The organism is Paenibacillus chitinolyticus (assembly GCF_045038035.1).
Lineage (GTDB): Bacteria > Bacillota > Bacilli > Paenibacillales > NBRC-103111 > Paenibacillus_F > Paenibacillus_F chitinolyticus_A.
Genome location: NZ_CP173427.1, coordinates 5,864,108 through 5,890,338 on the forward strand (window position 1 = coordinate 5,864,108; position 26,231 = coordinate 5,890,338).

The 26,231-nt window shown below is 50.0% G+C and carries 30 protein-coding genes and 1 tRNA gene; 26 read left to right on the forward strand and 5 right to left on the reverse strand.

Features of this window, described 5'->3' with window-relative positions; all coding sequences use genetic code 11:
* Positions 1-31 precede the first annotated feature (31 nt).
* Both dnaN and dnaA read right to left on the reverse strand, forming a co-directional pair.
* Positions 32-1,174, reverse strand: coding sequence for a DNA polymerase III subunit beta (gene dnaN, locus ACI48J_RS26475; RefSeq protein WP_326050433.1), 1,143 nt, complete (start codon positions 1,172-1,174; stop codon positions 32-34).
* Positions 1,175-1,342: 168 nt separating this feature from the next.
* Positions 1,343-2,707 carry a chromosomal replication initiator protein DnaA gene (gene dnaA, locus ACI48J_RS26480; RefSeq protein ID WP_103995343.1) on the reverse strand — a complete coding sequence of 455 codons (1,365 nt, stop codon included), beginning with the start codon at positions 2,705-2,707 and terminating at the stop codon, positions 1,343-1,345.
* A gap of 477 nt (positions 2,708-3,184) precedes the next feature.
* Here dnaA and rpmH point away from each other — a divergent pair, with 477 nt between their 5' ends.
* The 12 genes from rpmH to ACI48J_RS26540 all read left to right on the forward strand — a co-directional run bounded on the left by rpmH (position 3,185) and on the right by ACI48J_RS26540 (position 14,353).
* Positions 3,185-3,319 (forward strand): 50S ribosomal protein L34, encoded by a 135-nt coding sequence (gene rpmH / locus ACI48J_RS26485; RefSeq protein WP_009673467.1) that lies wholly within the window; start codon positions 3,185-3,187, stop codon positions 3,317-3,319.
* Positions 3,320-3,457: 138 nt separating this feature from the next.
* Entirely contained in the window at positions 3,458-3,805 is a 348-nt protein-coding gene (gene rnpA, locus ACI48J_RS26490; RefSeq protein WP_009673476.1) for a ribonuclease P protein component, read from the forward strand.
* 104 nt (positions 3,806-3,909) lie between these two features.
* Positions 3,910-4,665 (forward strand): YidC/Oxa1 family membrane protein insertase, encoded by a 756-nt coding sequence (locus tag ACI48J_RS26495; RefSeq protein WP_326050435.1) that lies wholly within the window; start codon positions 3,910-3,912, stop codon positions 4,663-4,665.
* Positions 4,662-5,279 (forward strand): RNA-binding cell elongation regulator Jag/EloR, encoded by a 618-nt coding sequence (jag, locus tag ACI48J_RS26500; RefSeq protein ID WP_217562992.1) that lies wholly within the window; start codon positions 4,662-4,664, stop codon positions 5,277-5,279. The genes ACI48J_RS26495 and jag overlap by 4 nt, the downstream gene beginning before the upstream one ends.
* Positions 5,280-5,367: 88 nt before the next feature.
* Positions 5,368-6,744 (forward strand): tRNA uridine-5-carboxymethylaminomethyl(34) synthesis GTPase MnmE, encoded by a 1,377-nt coding sequence (mnmE, locus tag ACI48J_RS26505; protein WP_405080964.1) that lies wholly within the window; start codon positions 5,368-5,370, stop codon positions 6,742-6,744.
* Between the two features lie 22 nt (positions 6,745-6,766).
* Entirely contained in the window at positions 6,767-8,656 is a 1,890-nt protein-coding gene (mnmG, locus tag ACI48J_RS26510) for a tRNA uridine-5-carboxymethylaminomethyl(34) synthesis enzyme MnmG (protein ID WP_405080965.1), read from the forward strand.
* Between the two features lie 8 nt (positions 8,657-8,664).
* Positions 8,665-9,393, forward strand: coding sequence for a 16S rRNA (guanine(527)-N(7))-methyltransferase RsmG (gene rsmG / locus ACI48J_RS26515; RefSeq protein ID WP_405080966.1), 729 nt, complete (start codon positions 8,665-8,667; stop codon positions 9,391-9,393).
* 259 nt (positions 9,394-9,652) lie between these two features.
* The gene (gene noc / locus ACI48J_RS26520) at positions 9,653-10,480 is read left to right on the forward strand and encodes a nucleoid occlusion protein (RefSeq protein ID WP_009673389.1); all 828 of its coding nucleotides are present in this window, start codon (positions 9,653-9,655) and stop codon (positions 10,478-10,480) included.
* 433 nt (positions 10,481-10,913) lie between these two features.
* A complete protein-coding gene (locus tag ACI48J_RS26525) occupies positions 10,914-11,687 on the forward strand; it encodes a ParA family protein (RefSeq protein WP_036739716.1) in 774 nt (257 codons plus the stop codon).
* Positions 11,668-12,528, forward strand: coding sequence for a ParB/RepB/Spo0J family partition protein (locus tag ACI48J_RS26530; protein ID WP_009673433.1), 861 nt, complete (start codon positions 11,668-11,670; stop codon positions 12,526-12,528). The genes ACI48J_RS26525 and ACI48J_RS26530 overlap by 20 nt, the downstream gene beginning before the upstream one ends.
* A gap of 101 nt (positions 12,529-12,629) precedes the next feature.
* The gene (locus ACI48J_RS26535; protein ID WP_405080967.1) at positions 12,630-13,793 is read left to right on the forward strand and encodes an aminotransferase class V-fold PLP-dependent enzyme; all 1,164 of its coding nucleotides are present in this window, start codon (positions 12,630-12,632) and stop codon (positions 13,791-13,793) included.
* Positions 13,794-13,858: 65 nt separating this feature from the next.
* A complete protein-coding gene (locus ACI48J_RS26540) occupies positions 13,859-14,353 on the forward strand; it encodes a DUF4446 family protein (protein WP_405080968.1) in 495 nt (164 codons plus the stop codon).
* Here the strand turns inward: ACI48J_RS26540 and yyaC are convergent.
* Positions 14,328-14,942: a spore protease YyaC gene (yyaC, locus tag ACI48J_RS26545; protein ID WP_326050452.1), complete on the reverse strand. Its 615-nt coding sequence runs from the start codon at positions 14,940-14,942 to the stop codon at positions 14,328-14,330. The two genes, ACI48J_RS26540 and yyaC, sit on opposite strands and share 26 nt — an antisense overlap.
* Positions 14,943-15,096: 154 nt before the next feature.
* On the opposite strand from yyaC, the gene ACI48J_RS26550 reads away from it, so the two are divergent.
* The 4 genes from ACI48J_RS26550 to ACI48J_RS26565 all read left to right on the forward strand — a co-directional run bounded on the left by ACI48J_RS26550 (position 15,097) and on the right by ACI48J_RS26565 (position 16,695).
* On the forward strand, positions 15,097-15,348 hold the full coding sequence (locus ACI48J_RS26550; RefSeq protein WP_218230717.1) for a DUF3343 domain-containing protein: 252 nt from the start codon (positions 15,097-15,099) through the stop codon (positions 15,346-15,348).
* 13 nt (positions 15,349-15,361) lie between these two features.
* Positions 15,362-16,285, forward strand: coding sequence for a mechanosensitive ion channel family protein (locus ACI48J_RS26555; RefSeq protein ID WP_326050455.1), 924 nt, complete (start codon positions 15,362-15,364; stop codon positions 16,283-16,285).
* 4 nt (positions 16,286-16,289) lie between these two features.
* A complete protein-coding gene (locus ACI48J_RS26560; protein WP_009673430.1) occupies positions 16,290-16,526 on the forward strand; it encodes a DUF951 domain-containing protein in 237 nt (78 codons plus the stop codon).
* A 78-nt stretch (positions 16,527-16,604) separates the two neighbouring features.
* Positions 16,605-16,695 (forward strand) — tRNA-Ser (locus tag ACI48J_RS26565).
* 134 nt (positions 16,696-16,829) lie between these two features.
* Here the strand turns inward: ACI48J_RS26565 and ACI48J_RS26570 are convergent.
* Both ACI48J_RS26570 and ACI48J_RS26575 read right to left on the reverse strand, forming a co-directional pair.
* Positions 16,830-17,111 (reverse strand): hypothetical protein, encoded by a 282-nt coding sequence (locus ACI48J_RS26570; RefSeq protein ID WP_103995357.1) that lies wholly within the window; start codon positions 17,109-17,111, stop codon positions 16,830-16,832.
* Between the two features lie 17 nt (positions 17,112-17,128).
* Positions 17,129-17,311 carry a YjzC family protein gene (locus ACI48J_RS26575; protein WP_009673434.1) on the reverse strand — a complete coding sequence of 61 codons (183 nt, stop codon included), beginning with the start codon at positions 17,309-17,311 and terminating at the stop codon, positions 17,129-17,131.
* 244 nt (positions 17,312-17,555) lie between these two features.
* Here ACI48J_RS26575 and rpsF point away from each other — a divergent pair, with 244 nt between their 5' ends.
* The 10 genes from rpsF to ACI48J_RS26625 all read left to right on the forward strand — a co-directional run bounded on the left by rpsF (position 17,556) and on the right by ACI48J_RS26625 (position 26,009).
* A complete protein-coding gene (gene rpsF, locus ACI48J_RS26580; protein ID WP_009673440.1) occupies positions 17,556-17,843 on the forward strand; it encodes a 30S ribosomal protein S6 in 288 nt (95 codons plus the stop codon).
* Between the two features lie 38 nt (positions 17,844-17,881).
* Complete coding sequence (gene ssb, locus ACI48J_RS26585; RefSeq protein ID WP_009673468.1) at positions 17,882-18,364, forward strand: single-stranded DNA-binding protein; 483 nt, start codon at positions 17,882-17,884, stop codon at positions 18,362-18,364.
* Positions 18,365-18,383: 19 nt separating this feature from the next.
* On the forward strand, positions 18,384-18,692 hold the full coding sequence (gene rpsR, locus ACI48J_RS26590; RefSeq protein WP_082211313.1) for a 30S ribosomal protein S18: 309 nt from the start codon (positions 18,384-18,386) through the stop codon (positions 18,690-18,692).
* Between the two features lie 329 nt (positions 18,693-19,021).
* Positions 19,022-19,375, forward strand: coding sequence for a cupin domain-containing protein (locus ACI48J_RS26595; RefSeq protein ID WP_405080969.1), 354 nt, complete (start codon positions 19,022-19,024; stop codon positions 19,373-19,375).
* Positions 19,376-19,486: 111 nt separating this feature from the next.
* Complete coding sequence (locus tag ACI48J_RS26600) at positions 19,487-19,798, forward strand: MazG-like family protein (RefSeq protein WP_405080970.1); 312 nt, start codon at positions 19,487-19,489, stop codon at positions 19,796-19,798.
* On the forward strand, positions 19,795-20,727 hold the full coding sequence (locus tag ACI48J_RS26605) for a DUF2232 domain-containing protein (protein ID WP_405080971.1): 933 nt from the start codon (positions 19,795-19,797) through the stop codon (positions 20,725-20,727). Before ACI48J_RS26600 ends, ACI48J_RS26605 begins: the two co-directional genes overlap by 4 nt.
* A gap of 17 nt (positions 20,728-20,744) precedes the next feature.
* Positions 20,745-22,712, forward strand: a complete 1,968-nt coding sequence (locus tag ACI48J_RS26610; protein ID WP_405080972.1) for a DHH family phosphoesterase — start codon at positions 20,745-20,747, stop codon at positions 22,710-22,712.
* Positions 22,709-23,152 carry a 50S ribosomal protein L9 gene (gene rplI / locus ACI48J_RS26615; protein WP_405080974.1) on the forward strand — a complete coding sequence of 148 codons (444 nt, stop codon included), beginning with the start codon at positions 22,709-22,711 and terminating at the stop codon, positions 23,150-23,152. Before ACI48J_RS26610 ends, rplI begins: the two co-directional genes overlap by 4 nt.
* Before the next feature lie 65 nt (positions 23,153-23,217).
* Entirely contained in the window at positions 23,218-24,573 is a 1,356-nt protein-coding gene (gene dnaB, locus ACI48J_RS26620; protein ID WP_103995364.1) for a replicative DNA helicase, read from the forward strand.
* Between the two features lie 149 nt (positions 24,574-24,722).
* Positions 24,723-26,009 carry an adenylosuccinate synthase gene (locus ACI48J_RS26625; protein WP_326050498.1) on the forward strand — a complete coding sequence of 429 codons (1,287 nt, stop codon included), beginning with the start codon at positions 24,723-24,725 and terminating at the stop codon, positions 26,007-26,009.
* The last annotated feature ends 222 nt before the right edge of the window (positions 26,010-26,231 follow it).

A 26,231-nucleotide genomic window follows, 5' to 3' on the forward strand; every position in this document is an offset into this window, starting at 1 on the left:
CTCCGTTTGTTTGATTTAATTGTCAGTCGGCTTAGCTTGTTGTGCGGTACGGGAGAATAAGCTGCAAAATATTTTGCTGTTCTTCCGGACGGATAATAATCGGCTGCATAGCGCCGGTGAATCCGATGTGAATGTTGTCGCTATCCATAACTTTAAGCGCATCGAGCATATATTTGGAGTTAAAGGAGATCCGCAGCAGCTCGCCGTTGATTTTCTGAAGCTGCAGTTGTTCCGTTACTTTGCCCAATTCGGACGAACTTGAAGAAACCTCGATGGTTTCATCTTCTTTCATCACGAGTTTAACGATATTGGTCTTATCTTCTCTGGAAAGAAGGTAGGCACGGTCGATCGCATCGGCCAGTTCTTTGGTGCCCACTACGAGTTCTGTCTGGAACGACTGCGGAATAAGCTTGGATGTATCCGGGTAAGTTCCGTCCAGGATGCGCGTATAGAACAAAATCGAGTTCATTTTGAACAACACCTGGTTATCCGCAATAACGATATCGATCAAGGAATTCTGATCCGGCAAGATTTTGCTCAGCTCGTTAAGCGTACGTCCGGAAATAACGATCGGATGGAATTTTTGTCCCGGCTCCAGATCGAGGTTAATCTCACGGGAAGCCAGTCTGTGGCGGTCGCAAGCGATAAATTTCAGTTTATTGTCCGAAATCTGCCAGAGTACACCGGTCAGAATAGGCGTAGTTTCATTCGTCGAAACGGAAAAAGACGTCTGCTTGATCATCGTTTTGAGCAGATCGCTTGGAATCCGGATCGTACGGCTTTCTTCGATTTGGGGCAGAAGCGGATATTCTTCAGGGTCGAGACCCATAATTTGTACTTCGGAAGATCCCGAACGAATCGTGGTTTGGAAATGGTCCTTGACTTCGATCTCGATCGTTTGGGAAGGGAGCTTACGGATCATTTCCATGAAAAATTTAGCGGGGAGCACAACGCTTCCCGGTTGAAAGAGCTCAATTACTTTCAGCTCAGCAGTTTCGGTCGGCATAAAGCTTTGGATGGAAATGTCGGTGTCACTGGCAGTCAGTGTTACACCCTCTGAAGTGGCGTCTATTTTGATTCCGGTCAAAATCGGAATAGTCGTTTTACTGGAGATTGCCTTGGAGACGTGCTGAATGGATTCATTAAGATAATCTTTCAATATCGTTAATTTCATGTTTTCACTCCTGTGGTTCTAAATTCTAGCCGGACTGCATACCCTTATATAATACCTTTTTTTTATTAGTAATAGTAGTAGAGGCACTGGATATGTGGATATGTGGACGAAAGTCACAAAAAACAAGCCTATCCACATGTGCATAGTTTGTGCATAGGCTTGTAGTTATTAAGAGGACGGATTTTTGATTTTTTCCGTCAGGCTATGAATGATTTTGAAAAGTTCCTGATCTGTCTTCAGGGCCTCGCTAATTTTTTCGTGCGCATGGATAACGGTCGTGTGATCGCGTCCGCCGAACGCCTCGCCAATCTTGGGAAGAGAGAAATCGGTCATTTCCCGCGATAAATACATGGCAACCTGCCTCGGAAAAGCAACGGCTTTGGTCCGTTTCCTCGCTTTGAAGTCCTCCATTTTCAACCCGTAAAATTCTCCGACTTTCTGCTGGATATCCTGCATCGTAATGACCCGCGGCCGGCTTGAAGGGATAATATCTTTCAGCGCTTCCGCAGCCAGATGAGTCGTAATATCCTGGTTGCTCAAGGAGGAATAGGCGACAACCCTAATCAATGCACCCTCGAGTTCCCGAATGTTCGTATCGATCTGATTGGCGATATACACCATCGCTTCATTCGGAATTTCAAGATTCTCGGCCTTGGCTTTCTTGCGGAGAATGGCAATACGCGTCTCCAGATCCGGCGGCTGGATATCCGTAATGAGTCCCCATTCAAAGCGCGAGCGCAGACGGTCTTCGAGCGTCGGGATCTCTTTGGGAGGCCGGTCGCTGGAAATGATAATCTGCTTGCCTTCTTCATGAAGGGCGTTGAATGTGTGGAAAAATTCTTCCTGCGTCTGTTCTTTACCCGCAAGAAATTGAATATCGTCTATAAGAAGCACATCGATGCTTCTGTATTTGTTGCGGAATCCTTCGCCGCGGTTGTCCCGGATCGCATTGATGAATTCGTTCGTAAATTTCTCGGAAGAGATGTAGAGAACGCGCGCCCGCGGATTATGTTCGAGCACATAATGCCCGATTGCGTGCATCAAGTGGGTTTTCCCGAGTCCTACGCCTCCGTAGAGAAAAAGCGGATTGTATGCTTTGGCCGGGGCCTCCGCAACGGCAAGAGAAGCCGCATGGGCGAACCGGTTGCCGGCGCCGATAACGAACGTATCGAACGTGTACCGCGAGTTCATCATATGATGAAAAGTTTCTTCTTGAACGGGAGCGGCAGGCTCCTTCGGAATTTCCGGGGGCGGGGTTTGTACCGCGACGGGTGATTTCTCGTCGGACTCGTTTATGAATTTGACCTCGACTTGTTTGCCGAGAAATTCATAGATCGTGGTCCCGATCATTTTCGCGTAGCGGCTTTCCAGCCATTCTTTCGCAAAATTGTTCGGTGCGCTGATGACGACAGTCGTATCCGTAAAGACGGTAGCTCTTGTGGATTTAAGCCAAGTATCGAAGCTCGGCTTGCTTAATTTTTTTTGTATGATAGACAGGACTTGCTGCCATGAGTCGGTCGTATGGCTATCCACAACAGTTCACTCCTTTAAACATAAAAAAGACTTGCGGAAAACGCCATGTCGCCTTGCTTCATGTCAATTACCACAAAATCTTGTCGATTCTTATCCACACGAGTCAGGTTATGCAGAAGAGACTTGCTCGAATAGAGGGAAAATTGTTCACAATGTTATCCACAGGCTGTTGATAAACGAAGGGTGTCAGGAGAATATCCACAACAGAAACAATACTATATTAGCAAATGAGAGAGGGATTATCAACGCAATGTTTTAATTTATCCACATATTCAACCCCTTGTGTAAAGTTAATATTAACACCACTAGATATTGTTGATAATTTGTTTGCTTTCGACAAGTTCTGCACAGAGGCCTGAAAAATTTGTACACAGGTTGTTCCGACCGAGCTTCCACCTTGACTTATAGCCTCTCTTTGTGCTTTAATTGAAAAAGACATTTTTGGGATTAGATAGATCCTCAGGGAGGTGCAAATAGATGCGTCCTACGTTTAACCCGAACACAAGAACACGGAAGAAGAACCACGGTTTCCGTAAAAGAATGAGCACGAAAAACGGCCGTAAAGTGCTGCAAGCACGCCGTCAAAAAGGTAGAAAAGTACTGAGTGCTTAATTGCCAGGCCACTTGATGTGGTCTTTTTTTCTGGATTTTTATAGGCTTGTGAGGGTTTCGACCGATTAAACCGCCCGCTACCGGTGAAAACTAAGGTATGGGCGGTCAAAGAAGCGGTTTTGTTTGGAGTGCTTGCTTGTGGAAAAAAAGCTTAGGCTTGCAAAAAGAGAAGATTTTCAAAAGGTGTACCGCTACGGAAAGTCGGCAGCGAACCACCAGTTTGTTCTATATTATATGCCCCGCCGTGAGAACGAACATTTCCGGCTTGGGATTTCGGCCAGCAAAAAGATTGGAAACGCCGTCATCCGCAACAGGCTGCGCCGCGTTCTAAAGGAAATTATCCGGCTGAACGAGGAGCGGTTTCCCGGTGGCTATGATTATATTGTCATCGTGAGAAAGCCGGCCGTCGAAATGGATTTCCACGAGATGGAGAAGAGCATCTACCATGTTTTCAAACGGGCGGGGCTGCTGCGAAAAAACAGCTGATCCCGGCTCGGTTTAAACATGCTTTAATTTCCAAGCAATTATTTCCTTGCCGGATTAAACTATGGTATAGTTTATGGTGGAATAGAAAACTGGGAGGACCTCAATTGATTCGTCGAACCTACAAATATGCACCGCTTCTTTTGCTGTTGTTCGTGCTAACGGGTTGCGGCACTTCGCCTACCTCGTATCCTCCATTGGATCCCGCGACAGCAGGATTTTTCACCAAATACTTCATTATCCCTCTGTCTGATCTGCTCGATTTCTTTGCCACTTCGATTGGCAATTCGTACGGTATCTCTATCCTGATCGTAACCATCATTATCCGCCTGATCGTTCTGCCGCTGACGCTCAAGCAGTACAAGAGCTCCAAGCGTATGCAGGAAGTCCAGCCGGAAATGGCCAAAATCCGCGAAAAGTTTAAAGATAACCCGCAAAAACAGCAGGAAGAGACAATGAAGCTTTTCCAGAAGCATGGTGTCAATCCGCTTGCCGGATGTTTCCCGATTTTGATTCAGATGCCGATCCTGTTGGCGCTTTATCAAGCGATCGTGCGGAATCCGCACATTTTTTCACACCAATTTCTGTGGATGGAACTCGGTAAGCCCGATCCGTTCTATGTACTGCCGATCTTAGCGGCGGCTACAACGTTCATTCAGCAGAAAGTAATGTCGGCTCAGAACCCGATGAACAAACAGATGCAGAGCATCATGTTTATTTTCCCGGTGATGATCTTCGTGATGTCGATGAGCTTCGCATCCGCTTTGCCGCTGTACTGGATTTACAGCAACATCTTCACCATCGTTCAGACCTATTTCTTGTACGGTCGATCTCCTAAAACAAAAGGTGGACAGGCTGCATGAAAAAAGTGATTGCGACGGGAAAAACGATTGATGATGCAATAAAGGCCGGTCTTGCGCAGTTAAGCACTACGCAAGACCGGGTGCATGTCACCGTCCTGGAACAGCCGTCCAAAGGTTTTCTCGGATTGATCGGCACGAAGGAAGCGAAGGTGGAACTCGAGAAGATCCCGGATCCGATCGAGGAAGCCGTTGCTTTTCTGAAAGAGCTGTTCGATACGATGGGGCTGGCTATCTCCATTGACCAGAAGCAAACGAAAGAAGGCCATTTGTTTAACTTAAGCGGATCCGAACTCGGAATATTGATCGGTAAAAGAGGACAAACTTTGGACGCGCTTCAATATTTGGTCAATATCGTCGCAAATCGGTTCTCAAACGCGCATGTCCGCATTCTGCTCGATGCCGAGCAGTTTAGAGACAGACGGAAGCAGACGCTGCAGGAACTGGCACACCGGCTTGCGGGCCGCGTCGTCCGTTCCCGGAAGGAATTGATTTTGGAGCCGATGAACGCTCAGGAGCGCAAAATCATTCATGCCGAGCTGCAATCGCATCCGTCGGTGAAAACATACAGCAAAGGCGACGAGCCGAATCGTCGCGTTGTAATTACGTTAAGATAACTGTCTGCAATGACCCTGTATTTTCTAGGCGTCATTGCTTTTTTCATAATTTGAGCGGTTACCGCTCCGCTTACGGGGTGTTTATTTTATGATTTCAGATACAATTGCCGCCATTGCCACTCCACTTGGGGAGGGCGGTATAGCGGTTGTAAGAGTCAGCGGCGACGAAGCCGTCAAGCTGGTGGAGCCGTTATTCCGGTCCAAAGTAAAATTGTCCGAGGCTCCGACACATACCATTCATTATGGGCATATCATTCACCCTGCATCGGGTGATAAAATAGAGGAAGTTCTTATCAGCGTCATGCGTGCACCGCGTTCTTTTACGACGGAAGATGTCGTTGAAATCAACTGTCACGGGGGAATTGTCTCCGTAAAACGGGTGATGGACCTCCTGCTGGAGCAGGGGATACGTGTTGCCGAGCCGGGTGAGTTCACCAAGCGCGCTTTTCTGAACGGACGGATCGACCTGACCCAGGCGGAAGCGGTCATTGACCTGATCCGGTCCAAATCGGACCGTGCTTTTCAAATTGCGTTGAAACAGGTGGACGGCAATTTATCCAAAGCGATAGGCGAGCTGCGCTACCAGCTGGTTGAGCTGATGGCTCATATTGAAGTGAACATTGATTATCCGGAGCATGACGTAGAGGAAATGACCAATACGTTTATCCGCGAACGCTGCATTCAAGTGAGTTCCCGTATCGACGAGCTGTTAAGAACGGCCGAACACGGGAAGATTTTGCGTGAGGGCATTGTGACGGCGATTATCGGCAAGCCGAACGTCGGAAAGTCCTCGCTGCTCAATACGCTGGCGCAGGAGAACCGCGCTATCGTCACGGATATTCCGGGGACAACCCGGGATGTGATCGAGGAATACGTCAATGTGGGCGGCATTCCGCTCAAGCTTCTTGATACGGCCGGTATCCGGGAAACGTCGGACCTTGTTGAGCAAATCGGGGTAGAGCGTTCCAGGACGGCCTTGTCCGAAGCGGATTTGATTCTCCTGGTGTTAAACAGCAGCGAACCGCTGCTGCCTGAAGAACTCGCCATGATAGAAGAACTGCGACAGCGTCAAACTATCGTCATTTTGAATAAAACGGATCTTCCCTTACAAATAGATAAAGATGAGATCGAAGCCAAATTCCCGCAAGGGCGAGTGGTTTCACTATCTCTCCTGGAAGGAAGCGGCCTCACGGAGCTTGAAAAGGCGATCTCGGCTATTTTCTTTGAAGGCAATTTGGAATCCACGGACTTGACCTATGTCAGCAATGTCCGTCACATCGGACTTCTGAAGCAGGCTAAGGGCTCGCTGCGCGAAGCAATGGATGCCAATGACGCTTATGTGCCAATCGATATGATTCAGATTGATATCCGGGCTGCTTGGGAGCATCTCGGTGAAATTATAGGAGATTCGGTTGCCGAATCGTTGATTGATCAAATTTTTTCACAGTTCTGTCTTGGGAAATAAGACGGTATAGGAGGTAGAAAAGATGGGCTACTCAGCCGGGAACTACGAAGTTATCGTCATCGGAGCGGGCCATGCGGGTGTCGAGTCGGCGCTGGCCGCAGCCAGAATGGGCTGTGAAACGCTTCTGCTCACCATCAACCTGGATATGGTTGCTTTCATGCCTTGCAATCCATCTATCGGGGGACCTGCCAAAGGGCACGTTGTCCGTGAAATCGACGCGCTTGGCGGAGAAATGGGACGCAATATCGACAAAACGTACATTCAAATGCGGATGTTGAACACAGGAAAAGGGCCGGCCGTTCATGCCCTGCGTGCTCAGGCGGACAAATTTCTGTATCAGCACATGATGAAAGAAACGATCGAAAGCACTCCAAACCTGACGTTACGTCAGGGAATGGTGGAAGAACTGCTTGTGGAGGATGGCGTCTGCAAAGGCGTAGTAACGAAGACCGGGGCGGAATATTACGGCAAAGCGGTCGTTCTGACAACAGGCACTTATCTGCGCGGGAAAGTAATTATGGGCGAACTTATGTACGAAAGCGGCCCTAACAACCAGCAGCCTTCTGTCCGGTTGTCGCAATCTCTGCGTGACTTGGGTCTGGAACTTGTCCGTTTCAAAACGGGAACTCCGCCGCGTGTGCATAAGGACTCCATTGATTTTTCCAAAACGGAAATTCAGCCCGGGGACGAAAATCCAAGATTTTTCTCCTACGAAACGAAAGAGGGCACGCAAGATCAGCTGCCGTGCTGGCTGACTTATACGACCGAGAATACTCACGAAATTATTAACGATAATCTGCATCGTGCGCCGATGTTTTCGGGAGCCATTGAAGGAACGGGTCCCCGTTATTGTCCTTCTATCGAGGATAAAATCGTACGTTTTGCCGATAAACCGAAGCATCAGATTTTCCTTGAGCCGGAAGGACGCAATACGTCCGAGTATTATGTACAAGGATTGTCGACAAGCATGCCGGAAGATGTGCAGCTCAAAATCTTGCGCTCGATTACAGGCTTGGAGAAGGTTGAAATGATGCGTACCGGTTACGCGATCGAATACGATGCGGTTGTTCCGACGCAGCTGAAACCGACTCTTGAAACCAAGTTGGTTGAGGGGTTGTTTACGGCAGGGCAGATCAACGGAACCTCGGGTTATGAAGAAGCTGCCGGTCAAGGCATCATGGCCGGTATTAATGCGGCCTGCAAGGTGCAGGGGAAGGACCCGGTCATTCTCGACCGTTCCGAAGGCTACATCGGCGTGCTGATCGATGACCTGGTAACCAAGGGAACGTCGGAGCCTTACCGCTTGCTCACTTCGCGTGCGGAATACCGCCTGCTGCTTCGCCACGATAACGCCGATCTCCGGCTTACTCCGATCGGACATAAAATCGGGCTGATTCCGGAAGAACGTTACCAGCGTTTTCTGGAGAAGAAGGAACAGATCGAACAGGAACTGCACCGTCTTAAAACCACCAAGGTCCGTCCGGAACCTCACGTCCAGGCTATTCTCGAGGAAGCGGGCACTGTCCTGTTGAATAATGCCGTGGATCTTCTTACCCTTCTAAAACGACCGGAAATCAATTACTCTCACATTGAGGGTATGCTTCCTCTGCCGGTAGAGCTTTCCGATGAGGTAAAAGAGCAGGCCGAAATTCAAGTGAAATATGCGGGCTATATCGAAAAACAGCTGGCGCAGGTGGAACGGCTTAAAAAGATGGAGAAGAAAAAGATTCCGGACGATATCATCTATGAAGATATTCACGGAATTGCAACGGAAGCTAAGCAGAAGCTCGCAAAAATTCGTCCCGTATCCATCGGACAGGCGAGCCGGATCTCTGGTGTAACACCGGCGGACATCTCCATCCTACTCGTGTACCTGGAGCATTACAACCAAGTTATCGCTGCAAGGGGATAGAGGAATTTATGACCGATTTCATACAAGAGCAGTTTATTAGTCATTTGCAGCCCCACCAGCTGTCTTTCTCCGATGAACAGCTTCAACAGTTCGAGACGTATTACCGCTTGCTTGTGGAGTGGAACGAGAAAATCAATCTAACCGCGATCACAGAGCGCGACCAGGTTTATTTGAAACACTTCTATGATTCGCTATCGCTTGCCTTTTATTTGGATATGGAAAAAGTAGAGACTCTGGCGGATATCGGTTCTGGTGCCGGTTTCCCCAGCATCCCTTTGAAAATCGCTTTCCCGCATCTGAAGGTTACGATTGTGGATTCATTGAACAAACGGATTGTTTTTCTGAATGAGCTCGTAAAAGAGCTCGGGCTGACGGATGTAACGTGTGTCCATGCCCGTGCGGAAGATGCGGCCCGGCTGCAGCAGCACCGTGACCGGTATGATTTGGTTACGGCGCGGGCAGTCGCTAGGCTTAGCGTGCTGAATGAATTTTGCCTGCCTTTTGTGAAGGTAGGGGGATTGTTTGTTGCGATGAAGGCCGCGGATGCGGAAGAAGAGATGAAAGAGGCAGCCTTTAGCATAGGCTTGCTCAAAGGTCGGCTTAAACAGGTAGATCGTTTGGAATTGCCAGTCGAGAAGTCCATACGACATTTTATCCAAATCCAGAAAACAGCACCTACACCCGGTAAATATCCTCGTAAAGCTGGATTACCTTTAAAGCAGCCTTTAGTGAAATAGGATGTTTCACGTGGAACATCCTTACCAGGAATTTCATGAATTCTTACCGTTATTGGCAGGAAAAAGATGGGCGGCTGACGAATATCTTATATAGGGGATTTTTACGCAATTAAAGATCTATGGATAGAATTGTCGTGATAGGGGAGTCTGCGACCCTTCTTTAATTCTTTGGTTTCAGATAAACGGGTTGGTAGAATGCCGAGGCTTTGCTTTCTCCTTCCTGTAAAATATCGGGGAAGAGTTGGGTGGTATTATATTCATGAAAGAGCAGCTATCAAAACTTTTTGGTTTTACGGAGCGAAGCAATATGGATGAAGTTAAAAACATTCCCGTACAAAACATCAATCCGAGTCCGTACCAGCCAAGAACGATTTTTGATGATGATCGCATTGATGAACTTTGCCAAACGATTCGTACACATGGCGTTATTCAGCCTATCGTTGTAAGGGTGCGTAATAATACTTTTGAGTTAATAGCAGGGGAACGCCGCTTAAGAGCGGTCAAAAAGCTCGGTCTGGAAACCATTCCTGCCATCGTGCGGGAATTCAACGATTCTCAAGCGGCGTCTATTGCTCTAATCGAAAATCTGCAGCGTGAAGGTTTGACGGCGATCGAAGAAGCGGCCGCGTATCAGCAGCTTATAGAGATGCATGATCTCACCCAAGAAAGTCTGGCACAGCGTCTGGGCAAAAGCCAATCGACTATCGCCAACAAGATTCGTCTGTTGAATTTGAGCGAGCCTGTTAAAATGGCACTTATTGAGCGGAAGATCACGGAGAGACATGCGCGTGCTCTGCTTTCTTTGGATCAAGAAGAGCTTCAGGTTAAAATTCTTGAAGAGGTTATCGCTAAAGAGCTTAATGTGAAGCAGACGGAAACACGCATTCAATTTTTGAAAGAAGCTACCCAGATTAAAAAAAGCAAACGTGTTTCTTATTCGAAAGATGTACGTCTGGCGCTAAATACCATCAGACAGTCCGTTGAGATGGTGGCCAGCTCGGGTCTCAATATTAATACGGCTGAGCAGGATCATGAAGATCACTACGAAATCATCATTAAAATTCCTAAGCAGCATTCGGCAAAATAATCAAGGGATTAAAGCATAATCCTCCTGTATGACAAAGGTAGTTTCCCGTAAAGGAAGCTGGATTTGTAACAGGAGGTTTTTTTGTTTAGAAAGATTAGATTATGGAGTTAATTGAGTGGGGGGACATCAGAAAGGATTTTTAAAATTCAACTGCAAAATATCAGGAAAAGTGCAAACTTTTTAGGTGCGGGATACGTCATAGGTTTGTTCGTTATTTACTGTATGGATCTAAGTGAGAAAGAGCCATATGTGTATAGCTTGATGGACGCTTGGAAACCGGTTTGAAACTACTGTCGAGCAATCTGCCAAATTTCTTCATTTTGTTGTCGGAACCTGCATTTTTATTAGTTTCGTTCTCTTGATTATGGTAATATAGTAGTATTCTCTTTGTTAAGTTTTTAATGAGAGGTTTTAAGGTAGTGGGGTGAATGAATTGTCCAAGACAATCGCGATAACGAATCAAAAAGGCGGCGTAGGGAAGACAACGACATCTGTCAATCTGGGTGCTTGTTTGGCTTCGCTCGGCAAAAAGGTACTGCTGGTGGACATCGACCCTCAAGGTAATACGACGAGTGGGATTGGGGTCAATAAAGCAGATGTAGAATACTGTATTTATGACGTCCTCATTAATGATATTCACCCGAAAGACGCTACAGTTGCTACTAAAATTCCGAATTTGAACATTATTCCGGCTACTATCCAACTGGCGGGCGCCGAAATTGAATTGGTTCCAACGATATCGCGTGAGGTTCGATTGAAGAAATCGCTTCAGCTTGTCGAGCATATGTACGATTATATTCTCATCGATTGTCCTCCGTCGTTAGGGATTTTGACCATTAACTCACTGACGGCTTCCGACTCCGTGATTATCCCGATCCAGTGCGAGTATTATGCGCTTGAAGGATTAAGCCAGCTGTTGAATACAGTCAGACTTGTGCAGAAGCATTTAAACACATCCCTGCAAATTGAAGGCGTTCTCCTAACGATGTTTGACGCCCGTACAAACCTAGGTATCCAGGTCATTGAAGAAGTGAAGAAATATTTTCAGCAAAAAGTGTATCAAACGATTATACCGCGTAATGTCCGACTTAGCGAAGCGCCGAGCCATGGACAGTCCATTATTACTTATGACCCGCGGTCTAAAGGTGCGGAAGTATACTTAGAGCTTGCAAAGGAAGTGATTAGTCTTGAGCAAACGACTAGGTAAAGGTCTCGGAGCGCTTATTCCGGAGCTGGAGATCGGGGAAGAGGACAAGGTCATTGAAATCCCTTTGAATCAGCTGCGGGCGAATCCATACCAGCCTCGTAAACATTTTAACGAAGACGGTATTCAAGAACTGGCTTCTTCCATCAAGGAACATGGCGTTATTCAGCCGATCATTGTTCGCACGGTTTTAAAAGGATACGAGATTATTGCCGGGGAGAGAAGATTCCGCGCTTCTCAGGCAAGCGGTTTAGCAACCATTCCAGCGGTTGTGAAAAAGCTTAGCGATCAACAGGTTATGGAAATCGCATTGATCGAAAACGTTCAGCGTGAAGATTTGAATGCGATGGAGATTGCAATCGCTTATCAAGCCATCATAGATCAGTTTTCATTAACGCAAGAAGAGTTGTCTGTAAAAGTAGGCAAGAGCCGTTCTCATATCGCGAACTTCCTGCGTCTTCTTCATTTGCCTGAATCCATCAAGCAATATGTTTCACGTGGAACACTTTCCATGGGACATGCACGCGCAATCGTAGGGGTTAAGGATGACAAGGTGAAGAAAGAACTGACGGATGCTTGTATTAACGGTCAATGGAGCGTTCGCCAGTTGGAGGAAGAGATTAAACGGCGTGAAGAGCTCGCTTCCGAAGACAAGGAAAAACCGAAGGTGAAAGACAAAAAGAAAGATCCTTATCTTCATCAGGCGGAAGAGCAGCTTCAGGATCATTATCGTACGACGGTCCGGATCAAGCATCAAAATTATAAAGGACGGATCGAACTGATGTATTACTCCAAAGATGATTTGGAAAGATTGCTGGAAATGCTTCAAGGGCAGATTTCCTGATTGTTTATCTAACTAAACCATACATAGCATACAAATCTCTGGCTTTCTGTCCGTAAAGAAAGTGAGAGAAGGTATGCTATCTTTGTGAGGAGGGGCCGGCAGTGACGAAGCCGTTTTTATATTTCGATAATGCCGCTTCCTCGTGGCCAAAACCGCCGCAGGTCGGAGAGGCTGTGCTGCGCTGCATCAACGAGTATGCGGCTAATCCCGGCAGAGGCAGTCACGCGATGGCTGTACAGGCAAGCCGGGGTGTGTTCGAAGCACGCAAGCACGCAGCGAAGCTGTTTGGTTTTAAAAATCCCAATGATCTCGCTTTCGGTTCCAGCACAACAGAAGCCATCAATTTGGCTATCAAAGGCCATGTGAAAGAGGGAGAGCATGTTATCTGTACAGCAGTAGAGCATAACTCCGTCCGAAGACCCCTTGAATATTTAAGGCGCACGAAAAACGTGCAAGTCACCTATCTGGAAACCGATGAATTCGGGAGAATAAACATTGACGCCTTAAAGGAAAATATTCAAAGCCACACTTCGCTTGTCGTTATCAACCATAGCTCCAACCTGCTCGGAAGCATCCTGCCTGTCGCCGATATTGGGCAGCTCTGCAGAGAGAAGGGGATATGCTTGCTCGTAGATGCCGCTCAGACGGCCGGAATCCTTCCTATTCACGTGGAGCAGATGGGGATCGACATGTTGGCGTTTCCGGGCCATAAAGGTCTCCTGGGACCTCAAGGGACGGGAGGCCTGTATATCCATCCCCGGCTCGATCTGGAGCCTCTTATGCACGGCGGAACAGGGAGCCAGTCGGAAGCGATCGACCAGCCTTCCGTAAGACCGGACAGGTACGAAGCGGGCACGCCGAATACCCCGGGATTAGCCGGGTTAAGCGAAGGCCTGAAGTTTGTCCTCCGGACGGGTGTGGAAAACATCCACGCGAAGGAGTGGGAGCAGACTCAGCGGATCATGGAAGCACTTCGGGATGTGCCGCATCTCCGGCTTCTCGGTCCCGGAATCGGCGAAGAACGGACGGGCATCGTGTCCTTCGTCCTGGAGCATATGGATGCGTCCGAGGTGGCGTTCATCCTGGACCAGCATTACGGCATCGCGGTCAGAGCCGGATATCACTGCACCCCGCTTGCGCATGAAACCGCAGGCACAGGTAAAACCGGCGCCGTCCGGGCAAGCGTCAGCTATTTTACGACAGATGAAGAAGCGGATACTCTAATTGAAGCGGTCAAAGAAATAGCGGACACCGTTATTTTATAAGCAGGAACGCAGCCGACTGGAAGGAACAAGAACAGCGAGACAAGATAGCAGAGGGGAAGAAGGACATGGGTGAGAACAACATCGGGCTGCCGGTTGAACCGATTTTAGCGGTTCTTTGTTTGCTTGTCTTGTTGCTGTTAATCGGAATGCTTGCGTTGTGGATTAAACTGGGCAAGCTTCGCAAACAATATAAGAAAGTCATGAATGGAGCCGGAGAGGTTAATATCGAACAGCTGCTTGTTCACATGCAGCAGCAGATAGAGGACCAGATCATCCTGCAGGGAGATACGACGGACCGGCTGAACCGGATCAGCCAATCCATGAAGCGGATGAAATCCAGGGTCGGCATTCACCGCTATAACGCCTTCTCGGACACGGGAAGTCTTATGAGCTTCACGGTGGCTATTCTGGACGAGTATGAAGATGGGATTCTCATCACCGGCATTCACAGCAGGGAAGATACATACATCTATGCCAAACCGGTTGAGAAGGGCGGCTCTCCGTACTCGCTTTCTCCCGAGGAGAAAGAAGCGATCAATCTGACGTTAGCGCAGAAGTAGGGGAAGACCGCCGGACGGAGCAAAGCGCGTGATGCAGGGAGCCGGCGATAACGTCGGCCATATTCATCACCAGATTGAGGCGGGTATTTTGAAGCACGAAATACTCCATAAAACCGCCGACGTTTACGATACCGGTAACATGGATATCGCCTACCGACGGAAGCTCCTTATTTACGCCTGCTCCAGGCTTAAGCGGGCCATGCCCGACTTGTATAGAGCCGACACTGGAAACCTGACCGAGACAAGCGTCAATCGCCACGATGAAGGGATAGCGGTGGGCTGTCTCGACAGCCGTAATCGTATCCGACAAATTCATGGCGTGTACCGGCTCATCCAAGGTTCCGTACAGGGAGTAGGAAGCGCCGCTTCGTCTCTTTAAATTGCTGCCAACCAGGGGGCCTAGTGAATCGCCTGTGGAACGGTCCGTACCGACACAAACGATCACAATAGGTTGATAGGAGGGCAGCTTTTTTAGAATCTCGGAAAAGTATGCGGATAGAGCTGCAGGCGTGCTGCTGTCCGAATGAGAAAGTTTAATAGGAGCGGGCTGCTCGGCAGCCGGTTTCGCGGAAAAGCCGAATGGTTTCATTGAGGATCCCTCCGGGTTTGTCTTCTTAATCGTGGAAAAACGCTTTCGGCAGGCATTAGCTGGGCGCTTAGAAGTTTTTACTAGTATACGGAGAAAGCCGGGAAAATATACGTAGTCGATAGAGAAGAAACTAGAGTGAAGAGAGGGATGAAGAATGGGGGAATGGCTGCTCATTGCATTCGACTCTACCCAGCAGGCCCTGCGGGCCGAAATGCTGCTCGAATACGCGGATATCGAAATCGACCTGTGCCCGACTCCCAAAGGCGTAACGGCGGGCTGTGCGCTTTCCATTCAATTTCCGGCAGAGGACTATACGGAAGTCCAGCGGATCATCGAGACGGAGCAGGTTGAAATCAGAGGCATTTATTTCAAAAAAGAATCCGAATATGTTAGGATGGAAAAGTAAGGGCGGTGGAAAAATGACTAACATGGGGAACAGACTGGCTGCCATTACGGGACTGCAAAATCCTGAAGAAACGGTGACCCATTTCGTGGATGATATCAAAAAATATTTGCTGGATTCCCAACAGCTGATCAAGTACGGAGCAACGATCGTTGAAATTGTCGTCATTTATGTACTCTCGCGTCTCATCATTAAAGTAGCCGATAAGCTTGTAAACCGGATGATGGAAACGAGGGAGAAGAGCCCTCTCAAATTCGATCCGAGGCGCACGGCTACGATCGGCAAGCTTATTCACAATATCATTTCTTATGTAGTCAACTTTATAACGATTCTGCTTATTCTGGCCCAAGTAGGTATTAATTTGGGACCTATACTCGCCGGAGCGGGGGTTCTCGGACTTGCGATCGGTTTCGGAGCCCAAAGCTTGGTGAAGGATGTCATAACGGGGTTCTTCATCATTTTCGAGGATCAGTTTGCCGTAGGGGACGTTATACAAATCGATACGTTCCGGGGAACCGTAGAGCAAATCGGTATCCGGGTAACCCGGCTCCGCAGCTGGACCGGGGAAGTTCACTTTATTCCGAACGGGAACATCAAGCAGGTTACGAACTATTCCATCAACAATTCGCTGGCGATCGTCGATATTTCGATTGCTTATGAATCCGATATCGATAAGACGATGGAGGTTCTGCAAACCACGGTAGACCGCATGGCGGAAGGCAACGAGAACATCGTAAGCGAGCCGAAGGTGCTCGGTGTCCAGTCTCTGGGACAGTCGGAGATTGTCCTGCGGATTACAGCGGAGTGCAAACCGAATATGCAGGTGGATGTGCAGCGTAAAATGTTCGCGGAAGTGAAAAAGCAGCTGGATGCGCACGGAATCGAGATTCCGTATCCGAAAACCGTGACCTATTTCAAAGGGGAAAGGGGAGCCATATAGCCCTATGGAGAAGAAGCAGTATGAACTAGGGGATATCGTGCAGATGAAAAAACAGCATCCCTGCGGAACGAACGAAATGGAAATTATTCGTATGGGCATGGACATCCGGATCAAATGCGTAGGCTGCAAACACAGCGTGCTGGTACCGCGGGCCAAGTTCGAAAGCAAACTGAAGAAGGTACTCCGGTCCTCTGCAGATAAAGGGGCGGAAGCCTCCGAAAACGGAGTGTCAGGTTCTTGACGCTCCTTTTTTTCTTGCCGAATTTCCCTCTTGCAGACTAACCACAGCTTGTGCTACAATAAAAAATGTTCTCGATACGGAAAGGTACCCAAGAGGCCCAAGGGGGCTGACTCGAAATCAGCTAGGCGGCGCAAGCCGTGCGTGGGTTCGAATCCCACTCTTTCCGCCATAACTTTACCAATGATAACCTCCTGCTTCGTTATGAAGCAGGAGGTTTTTGCATGTCGTTATGGTTCCGGCTTACATCGGCTTGCCGAAGCAGGCTTAAAGTTCGTTCTGCGAAGCGGCGGAGTTCGTATGCTTTCAGGCTGCACCGCCGGTACGTCCCTGCCGTTCTTTCCGCACAACGGAGAAACGATCGATGATGTAACCGATAAGCGCCCAGGAAGCTACCGTGAGCACGTAGATCACGAACATTTTACCCATGGAGATCTCGTAGACATTCGTGAACATGGGAGCAAACCAGGCAGGCACGCTGAGGGAATAAAAGAGCAGATAAAGCGAGTCCCGGTCATGGCCGAAATAGTGAATCAGACAGAGTAAAAGACCGAAAATCGTCGCATACAGTGTGAAGGATTTCTTCATAAAGGCAGAGCCCCTTTTCAGTGGTACAGCCGCTTCCATTTGCGGTTGTGATTTTTGGTATCGGGAAACGAGTCGCCTTTCTTCAAGTGAACGATTTCCGGGTTGTTGATCCCCATATGAAAGGCATTCTCGCCGATTTCGATGTAGCGCCCTTCATTGGGCGCCTTGTCGCCAGGCACGAACTGCGTCTTCTCACCCATTCTTTTCACCTCCAAGCGTTTAATTACGGAGTTAGTATGTCCCTCGCTTAAGAAAGCATGTGCCGCGCAGGGAGCCTGCCGGTAAGCATACATTGGCAGTTCCAGCGAATGGACAGGTTGTGACTTGTAATGGGGAAAGCAATCTGCTATAGTATTTAGGTGCGAGTTTTGTAATTCAACTAATTCTCGCTCCTTGCTCCTGATCAGAATCGGGAGCCGCTTAGTCCAAAAGGAGGTGACAAGCATGCGCAAATACGAAGTGATGTATATCATTCGTACAGACATTGAACAAGAACAAGTTCAATCTACTGTAGAGAAGTTCCAAGGCATTATCACCAACGGTGGTGGCGAAATTACGAAGCACGACCTGATGGGTAAACGTCGCCTTGCGTATGAGATCAACAAGTTCCGTGACGGACACTATGTACTCGTACATTTCAACGCAGAACCTGCAGTTGTAGCAGAGCTTGATCGTGTAATGAAGATTTCCGACGAAATCATTCGCTACCTGATCGTTAAAGACGTAGCTTAATCAGCGTGTTAAGTAAGGAAGCATCGGAGGGATGAACGTTGTTAAACCGTGTAATTCTTATCGGCAGACTGACAAGAGATCCTGAGCTGCGTTACACACCTGCGGGTGTGGCCGTAACCCAATTTACACTGGCGGTGGATCGGCCGTTCGTAAGTTCGCAATCGAAGGAACGGGAAGCCGATTTCATACCTGTCGTAACTTGGAGACAGCTTGCGGAAACTTGCGCCAACTATCTTCGCAAAGGCCGTTTGGCGGCTGTGGAAGGACGCATGCAGGTACGCTCTTACGACAATAACGAGGGACGTAAAGTTTACGTAACCGAAGTCATTGCCGATAATGTGCGCTTCCTGGAATCTGCTAATTCCGCTAACCGTGAAGAGGGTTCTTACTCCGGCGGTTCAGGCGGTGGATATGGCGGCGGCGGAAGCGGCAGCGGCCGAAATACGCGGGATCAACAGCAGGATCCTTTCCTCGACGACGGGAAACCGATCGACATATCCGATGATGATTTGCCATTCTAAGTAGAAAGGACTGACTCAAATGAGCGAACAACAAACAAGCAGCCGTCCGCAACGTTCGGAAGGCGGTGATCGTCCGGAGCGTTCGGAGCGTAAATTCACTCCACGCCGCGGTAAAGGCGGTAAGCGCCGTAAAGTTTGCTACTTCACAGCAAACAAGATCACTCATATCGATTACAAAGATATCGAGACCCTTAAGAAATTTATCTCCGAAAGAGGTAAAATCTTGCCTCGTCGTGTAACAGGTACTTCCGCGAAGTATCAGCGTATGCTGACAACAGCAATCAAGCGCTCGCGCACAATTGCTTTGCTTCCATACACTACGGAGTAGTTTGTATAGAGAAGAAGACAGCCGGTTCTGCCGGTTGTCTTTTTTTATCGACAAAAAGGCAAACAGAGCTGAGGCAGCAAGAATTATTCAACAAAAAAGGATAGAACGCTGGAAGCCGGAGAGAAATTTCCGGTTTTTTTTGCGTTCCGGAGGGGAACAGGACTGTGGATAACCACGGAAGTTAGACAGTCCACAGGAACTTTTATAGAATGGAGGTAGGACTTGGGGACATGTGGAAAACACGGTGACTAAATCCGGACGAAAAGTTATGCACATGTGGATAGAAAAGGGTCGAAAGTTATCTACAAAACCGGGGAGTGGCGGATGAATTGAAAATCAGCAAACAAAACGCCGAGCACTACATATGGGGAGACGGATGCGACGGCTGGTATCTCCACAAAGGGGAAGAGACGATTATTCACGAACGAATGCCTCCCGGAACGAGCGAGGAGAGACATTTGCATGAGCGCGCGGCGCAGTTCTTTTTCATTTTAACGGGGCAGGTCGTGATGGAGATGGACGGCGAATGGCATGAGCTGGGGCCTCAAGAAGGGCTTCGGATCGCGCCTGGAACCCCGCACTGTATTCATAACCGTTCGCATGATGCAGCGGAGTTTCTAGTTATCTCCAAACCGGGTACTAAAGGAGACCGAATCCCCCAAGCGGAACTCAAACCTGACTGAAATTTAACGTTCCCGGAGCCCGTGAAGCGCCAAGTTCAGGAAACACAGCTCAAGCTGTTTTGTGGTATAATCGTGTATAAAGCTTGTAAGGGATAAGGAGAGGAGCGGGCATTGTCCAATCGGGAAAGAGAGGTTGATCTCGCGAAGCGGGTCAAGGTCATTGAATGGCTCAAAACCGAGGTTGTCGATCAGGTAGCGCATCTGTTGAAAGGGATATGGGAAGGCAATCAAGCTAAAATTATAGATGGCCTTGCCAGTCTGATTTCCAGCGCATATATACTTGGCCGCCGGCTTGGCGTCTCTTTTCGAAGTTTAGATGAAGCAATCATGGATAAAATGAAAAAGCATAGAGAAGAAGGTCACCAGCTCGAGGATTGGTATGGAGATATCTCGGCACTGGAAGATCATCTTCGTAAGAGGTGAACGCGTTGACAAAGAAAAACTTGCAGTTCATCGGATGGGGTCTGCTGTATATACTCTTTCTGTTATCTTTTATGACGTCCTATTTGGTGATTACGGCCAGTTTCCTGATGATTCCGGTCTTGATTCTGTTCGTGAAGCTGGACGCCAAACGATTTACAGCTTTCTATCTGGGAATTCTCCTGGTTGTGAATTTATTGCTCGGGTGGACGGGATTTGTCGTCTTGGCCATTTCCCTATTCCTGCTGCCGCCGGTCATCGTAATCGGCACGCTTTATAAGAAGAAGGCGCCCGCACATCTGGTCATCACGTACGGCACGCTTACCTTTTTGGCCGAAATGCTGCTTACGCTCGTGATCGGGTTCCTGTTCAAATTGAATTTCATTACGAAATTCAAAACGGTCATGCTGGATTACTTAAACAACATGCAGCCTGCCGTAAAGGGAATGCTGCCGACCCAGGGCGACATGCAGTGGTATGTGGATGTGCTCGTACAAATCATTCCGCTGGATATGATTCTGTTCTCGCTCTACTTTATCGGAATTACTCATCTGATCGGACGCCGTCTGCTTAATCGCATGGGAGAGGACATTCCCGGCATGCCGCCCGTGAGAGAGTGGAAACTTCCGAAAGCGTTCGTCTGGATTTACCTCATCGCGTTCGCGGCGGATATGCTGTTCGTATCGGCGACCAATTCGCTGATGTCGGCTTTGCTTATCAATCTGCTGCCGCTGCTTATGTTCGCGTTCGCCATCCAAGCAATTTCGTTTCTTGCGTTCGTGGCCCATTATAAAGGTTGGGGTAAACTGCTGCCGGTGGCCGGCACGATTCTTCTGATCGTGTTTATGCCGTTTTTGCTTGTGCTCTACAGTTTACTCGGCGTGTTCGATGTGGCTTTTCCGTTGCGGGAAAGGCTCTTCAAATCTAGATAAGGGTCAGGGGAGAATAAATGCCGAAATTCTTGTCGAAACGATGGCATGGACAACATATGGTATGGACGTTTGCGCTGCTTGGTGCTTTAACGATCGTACTGTTTCTGTATGAATGGGTATTGGGTGTCGCTGCTCTGTTTGCCTCGGGACTTGTGCTGTACTTCTCGTGGAAAGCGGAGAGTGCTTTTCGTCACGATTTGAATGCTTATCTAGGCACCATGACGCACCGGGTTAAAAAATCCGCCGGCGACGTGATATCGGAGCTGCCGATCGGCATGATTCTATATAATGAAGAAAAAGAAATCGAATGGCATAATCCGTTCGTCGCCAAGCTCGCCAAAAAGGACTCCGTGATCGGGGATTCCCTGGAGGACGTATTTCCAAGCTGGAAGCCGGGCAAGGAGAAGGAAAAAGAAGAGACGTATGAAGTCGAGCAGGACGGCCAGGTGTACAAAATTTGGCACCGTCCCGACGAGCGTCTTCTGTATATCCGCGATGTGACGGATTACGTCCGGCTCGTTCAGAAGCATGACGAGGAAAAAATCGCGATCGGCATCGTTCTGATGGATAACCTGGATGAAGTCACCCAGGGAATGGACGATCAGACGCGGAGCATCATGCTCGCCCGGGTAACCGGTGAAATCACGGAGTGGGCTCACCGGTACGGAGTGTATCTGCGCAGGACCTCGTCCGACCGTTTTCTGATTCTGATGAATCAGAAGGCGCTGCGCGAGCTGGAGCAGAACCGCTTCGACATCCTCGATGAAGTGCGCGATCTCACGATGGAATACAAGCTGCCGCTTACGGTCAGCGTGGGGATCGCCTCCGGCATCGAGGAGCTCGAGGAGCTCGGCCGGGTCGCTCAGACGAGCCTGGACATGTCTCTGGGCCGCGGAGGCGATCAGGTGACCGTCAAGGCGGGCCAGCGCATCTCGTTCTACGGCGGGCGCACCAACGCCGTAGAGAAGCGCACACGCGTGCGTGCCCGCGTGATCTCTCATGCGCTGAGAGATCTGATCAAGGAAAGCGACAAGGTCATCATCATGGGGCACCGCTTTCCGGATATGGACTCCATCGGCGCGGCGATCGGCCTGCTGAAGGCCGTGCAGATCAGCAACAAGGAAGGCTACATTGTGCTGGAAGGCATCAATCCTTCGATCGAGAAGCTAATGGCGATGATCGAAGAAGACGAGAAGCTGAACCGGTGGTTCATCACACCGGCGCAGGCGATGCAGATCACGACGCAGCGTACGCTGGCCGTCGTGCTGGATACGCACCGGGCTTCGATGGTCGCCGAGCCGAAGCTGTTCAACCTGACACACCGTGTCATGGTCGTGGATCATCACCGCCGCAGCGAAGAGTTTTTCCATGACGCCGTGCTCGTGTATATGGAGCCGTACGCGTCTTCGACCTGTGAGCTGGTAACGGAGCTTCTCCAGTATTTCAACGAGAAGATGTCTCTGGACGCGCTGGAGGCCACCGTGCTGCTTGCCGGGATCGTGGTCGACACGAAGCAGTTCAGTCTCCGTACGGGCTCCCGTACGTTCGAAGCGGCTTCTTTCCTGAGACGGAACGGAGCGGACCCGACTCTCATTCAGAAGATGCTGAAGGAAGATCTTCAAGCCTACATCGAGAAGGCCGAGATTATGAGGCATACGGAAATGATGTATGATCATATTGCTCTGGCGGTCGGCGAACAGAATCACCAATATTCTCAGTTGATGATTGCCCAGGTGGCTGATACCTTATTAAATATGACCGGCGTTTTCGCCTCCTTCGTCATCTGTGAACGGCCGGACGGTTTAACCGGCATCAGCGCGCGCTCGCTCGGCGCGATGAACGTTCAAATCGTGATGGAACGGATGGGCGGCGGCGGCCACCTGACGAACGCAGCGACCCAGCTTGAGCTGACTCCGCAGGAAGCGGCGGCGAAGCTGAAACAAATATTGCAAGAGATAGAGGAAGAGGAGGGGCTTTTCGAATGAAAGTCGTATTTCTGAAGGACGTTAAAGGGCAAGGCAAAAAAGGGGAAATTAAAGAGGTATCCGAGGGCTACGCAACGAATTTCCTGATCCCCCGCGGATTGGCCGCAGCTGGAACGGACGGGGCGGTTAAGCAGGTTGACCAGCAGAAGAAAGCCGAACAGAAGCGTAAGGATCAGGAGAAAGAAGACGCGGAAGTTCTGGCAGGCAAGCTGAACGAAACAACGGTGACCATCAAGACGAAAGCCGGCGAAGGCGGCCGTTTGTTCGGGGCTATCACAAGCAAGCAGATCGCGGAGCAGATGGAGAAAGCCGGCTATAAGATCGATAAGCGTAAAATTTTGCTGAACGATCCTATCCGCTCCCTGGGCGTAACGAAAGTGCCCGTCAAGCTGCATACGGAAGTAACGGCCACGATCAGCGTGCAAGTGTCGGAAGAATAGACGGTGTTATTATTCCTTCTAAGTTTGGACAGGATAGAAACTAACAATAGAACAGGTGAAGGTTCATGAACGAAGAAATGTTCATGGGACGTGTTCTGCCGCAAAATATAGAAGCCGAACAGGCCGTTCTTGGCGCCATCCTGCTGGACAGCGACTCGCTGATCACGGCGATGGAACGGATGAGTCCGGACGATTTCTACCGTCCGGCCCATCAGCACATCTTCGAAGCGATGATCGAGCTGGCGGAGGAAGACGAGCCGGTCGATCTCGTGACGCTGACCGCACGGCTGCAGAACAAGCAGCAGCTGGAGGAAATCGGCGGCGTCGCCTATTTGTCGGAGCTGGCCAATGCCGTTCCGACGGCAGCGAATATCGACTACTACGGGCAAATCGTAGAAGAGAAGTCGCTGCTCCGTAGGCTCATCCGGACCGCCTCGCAGATCGTATCGGACGGCTACGCGAGCGCCGACGATGTGGGCATGATGCTCAACGATGCGGAAGCCCGCATTCTCGAAATTTCGCAGCGCCGGGCCTCCAACGGCTTCATCTCCATCCGGGACGTTCTGATGGAAGTCTTCGAGCGGGTGGAGTTTCTTTATTCCCATAAAGGCGGCTCCACCGGGATTCCGTCGGGCTTCAACGATCTCGACAAAATGACGTCCGGCTTCCAGCGCTCCGACTTGATCATCGTGGCGGCCCGTCCTTCCGTCGGTAAGACGGCTTTCGCCCTTAACATCGCACAGAATGTCGGCGTCAGGGCGAAGGAAACCGTCGCGATCTTCTCGCTCGAGATGGGCGCCGCTCAGCTCGTGCAGCGGATGATCTGCGCGGAAGCCAATGTCGACGCCACCCGCCTCAGATCCGGCTTCCTCGAAGGCGACGACTGGGAGAAGCTGACGATGGCGATCGGTTCGCTTTCCGAAGCGGACATCTATATCGACGATTCGCCTTCCGTCACGGTAGCGGACATTCGGGCGAAGTGCCGCCGTCTCAAGCAGGAGAAGGGGCTCGGCATGATCTTGATCGACTATCTGCAGCTTATCCAGGGCAGGGGCAAGGGAGACAACCGTCAGCAGGAGGTCTCCGAGATCTCCCGTACGCTCAAACAGATCGCGCGTGAGCTGAACGTGCCGGTCATCGCGCTCTCCCAGCTCAGCCGGGGTGTGGAGCAGCGTCAGGACAAGCGTCCGATGATGTCCGACCTTAGGGAATCCGGTTCGATCGAGCAGGATGCCGACATCGTGGCGTTCCTGTACCGGGACGATTACTACGACAAAGAATCCGAGAAAAAGAACATCATCGAGATCATTATCGCCAAGCAGCGTAACGGCCCGGTCGGCACGGTAGAACTGGCGTTTCTCAAAAACTTTAATAAATTCGTCAACATGGATCGCGCTCATCAGGAGATGCCGACAGGTTGACTGAAATATCCGAACAATCATACTAGAGATAGTATGATTGTTCGCGTTTTATTGACTTTGCTTCATGCGGTCTGCTACACTAAAGTGGTGTTTAAAAGAAGTAAGCAAAATGAGTGGCGATGCAATTCGCCTAACGGAGGTAATACAGAATGTCAACAGTGGTTGTAGTCGGAACCCAATGGGGAGACGAAGGGAAAGGGAAAATCACGGACTATTTGGCGGAGTCCGCGGAAGTGGTCGCCCGCTACCAAGGCGGCAACAATGCCGGCCACACCATTCTGATCGGAGGCAAGAAGTACAAGCTGACGATGATACCGTCCGGTATTTTCAATCACGATAAAATGTGTGTCATCGGAAACGGCATGGTCATCAACCCGGCTGCTCTGGTAGACGAACTTCAATATATTCGCGACAACGGATTCTCTGTAGACAACTTGAAAATCAGCGACCGCGCGCACGTGATTATGCCTTATCATCTGCTTCTGGACGAGCTGGAAGAAGACCGCAAAGGCGCGAACAAAATCGGCACGACCCGCAAAGGCATCGGCCCATGCTACATGGATAAAGCGGCGCGCAACGGCATCCGCATCGCGGATTTGATGGACGCGGAAGAGTTCGAGCGCAAGCTCCGGCACATCGTCGAAGACAAGAACACGCTGCTGAAGCAGGTGTACGGACGCGACGGTCTGGATGCGGACGCGATTCTGAAGGAATACCTCGGTTACGCGGAGCAGATCCGCATGTTCGTAACGGACACATCCGTTGTCCTGAACGATGCGATTGACGCCGGCAAGCGCGTTCTGTTTGAAGGCGCGCAGGGCGTTATGCTCGACATCGACCAAGGCACGTACCCGTTCGTGACGTCGTCCAATCCGACGGCCGGCGGCGTATGTATCGGTTCCGGCGTAGGCCCGACGAAGATCAACCAGATCATCGGCGTAGCGAAAGCTTACACGACCCGTGTCGGCGACGGTCCTTTCCCGACGGAGCTGAACGATGCCATCGGCGACCAAATCCGCGAAACGGGCCACGAATACGGCACCGTTACCGGACGTCCGCGCCGCGTCGGCTGGTTCGACAGCGTCGTGGTCCGTCACGCCCGCCGCGTGAGCGGCATTACGGGCCTGTCCCTGAACTCCATCGACGTGCTGACAGGTCTGGAGACCGTTAAGATTTGCACGGGCTACAAGTACAAAGGCGAGATCATCGAGCACTATCCGGCGAGTCTTAACATGCTTTCCGAGTGCGAAGCGGTATACGAAGAGCTTCCGGGCTGGAGCGAAGACGTATCCAACGCGAAATCGCTCAGCGACCTGCCGGAAAATGCGCGTCATTACCTGGAGCGTGTATCCCAGCTGACCGGTATTCCGCTGGCCATCTTCTCCGTCGGCCGCAACCGTGAGCAGACGAACCTGGTCCGCCCGGTTTACGCTTAACCAATCTTGAAGAGGTCGTATTCAGACGACTCTCCTAATCATCAACCCTAAGACCCCGCGCAACCGGACTTGCTTCCGGCTGCGCGGGGTCTTTTTTATTGTCCGGAAGGAAGGAATGGCAGGGGACGGGTGACCGCAATCTTGATGCCGCCGCGCCGCGCTTGGAGCTGCGCGCTGCAGGTTCTAAGGTTTTTTTTGGCGAATAGCGGGTTGATCCGGGTC

Excerpts from the sequence above, each read along its gene's own strand:
- dnaN (WP_326050433.1), bottom strand. The coding sequence starts at position 1,174 with ATGAAATTAACGATATTGAAAGATTATCTTAATGAATCCATTCAGCAC.
- rpmH (WP_009673467.1), top strand. The coding sequence starts at position 3,185 with ATGCGTCCTACGTTTAACCCGAACACAAGAACACGGAAGAAGAACCAC.
- jag (WP_217562992.1), top strand. The coding sequence starts at position 4,662 with ATGAAAAAAGTGATTGCGACGGGAAAAACGATTGATGATGCAATAAAG.
- mnmE (WP_405080964.1), top strand. The coding sequence starts at position 5,368 with ATGATTTCAGATACAATTGCCGCCATTGCCACTCCACTTGGGGAGGGC.
- mnmG (WP_405080965.1), top strand. The coding sequence starts at position 6,767 with ATGGGCTACTCAGCCGGGAACTACGAAGTTATCGTCATCGGAGCGGGC.
- rsmG (WP_405080966.1), top strand. The coding sequence starts at position 8,665 with ATGACCGATTTCATACAAGAGCAGTTTATTAGTCATTTGCAGCCCCAC.
- noc (WP_009673389.1), top strand. The coding sequence starts at position 9,653 with ATGAAAGAGCAGCTATCAAAACTTTTTGGTTTTACGGAGCGAAGCAAT.
- ACI48J_RS26540 (WP_405080968.1), top strand. The coding sequence starts at position 13,859 with ATGGGTGAGAACAACATCGGGCTGCCGGTTGAACCGATTTTAGCGGTT.
- yyaC (WP_326050452.1), bottom strand. The coding sequence starts at position 14,942 with ATGAAACCATTCGGCTTTTCCGCGAAACCGGCTGCCGAGCAGCCCGCT.
- ACI48J_RS26550 (WP_218230717.1), top strand. The coding sequence starts at position 15,097 with ATGGGGGAATGGCTGCTCATTGCATTCGACTCTACCCAGCAGGCCCTG.
- ACI48J_RS26555 (WP_326050455.1), top strand. The coding sequence starts at position 15,362 with ATGACTAACATGGGGAACAGACTGGCTGCCATTACGGGACTGCAAAAT.
- ACI48J_RS26560 (WP_009673430.1), top strand. The coding sequence starts at position 16,290 with ATGGAGAAGAAGCAGTATGAACTAGGGGATATCGTGCAGATGAAAAAA.
- ACI48J_RS26570 (WP_103995357.1), bottom strand. The coding sequence starts at position 17,111 with ATGAAGAAATCCTTCACACTGTATGCGACGATTTTCGGTCTTTTACTC.
- ACI48J_RS26575 (WP_009673434.1), bottom strand. The coding sequence starts at position 17,311 with ATGGGTGAGAAGACGCAGTTCGTGCCTGGCGACAAGGCGCCCAATGAA.
- rpsF (WP_009673440.1), top strand. The coding sequence starts at position 17,556 with ATGCGCAAATACGAAGTGATGTATATCATTCGTACAGACATTGAACAA.
- rpsR (WP_082211313.1), top strand. The coding sequence starts at position 18,384 with ATGAGCGAACAACAAACAAGCAGCCGTCCGCAACGTTCGGAAGGCGGT.
- ACI48J_RS26610 (WP_405080972.1), top strand. The coding sequence starts at position 20,745 with ATGCCGAAATTCTTGTCGAAACGATGGCATGGACAACATATGGTATGG.
- rplI (WP_405080974.1), top strand. The coding sequence starts at position 22,709 with ATGAAAGTCGTATTTCTGAAGGACGTTAAAGGGCAAGGCAAAAAAGGG.
- dnaB (WP_103995364.1), top strand. The coding sequence starts at position 23,218 with ATGAACGAAGAAATGTTCATGGGACGTGTTCTGCCGCAAAATATAGAA.
- ACI48J_RS26625 (WP_326050498.1), top strand. The coding sequence starts at position 24,723 with ATGTCAACAGTGGTTGTAGTCGGAACCCAATGGGGAGACGAAGGGAAA.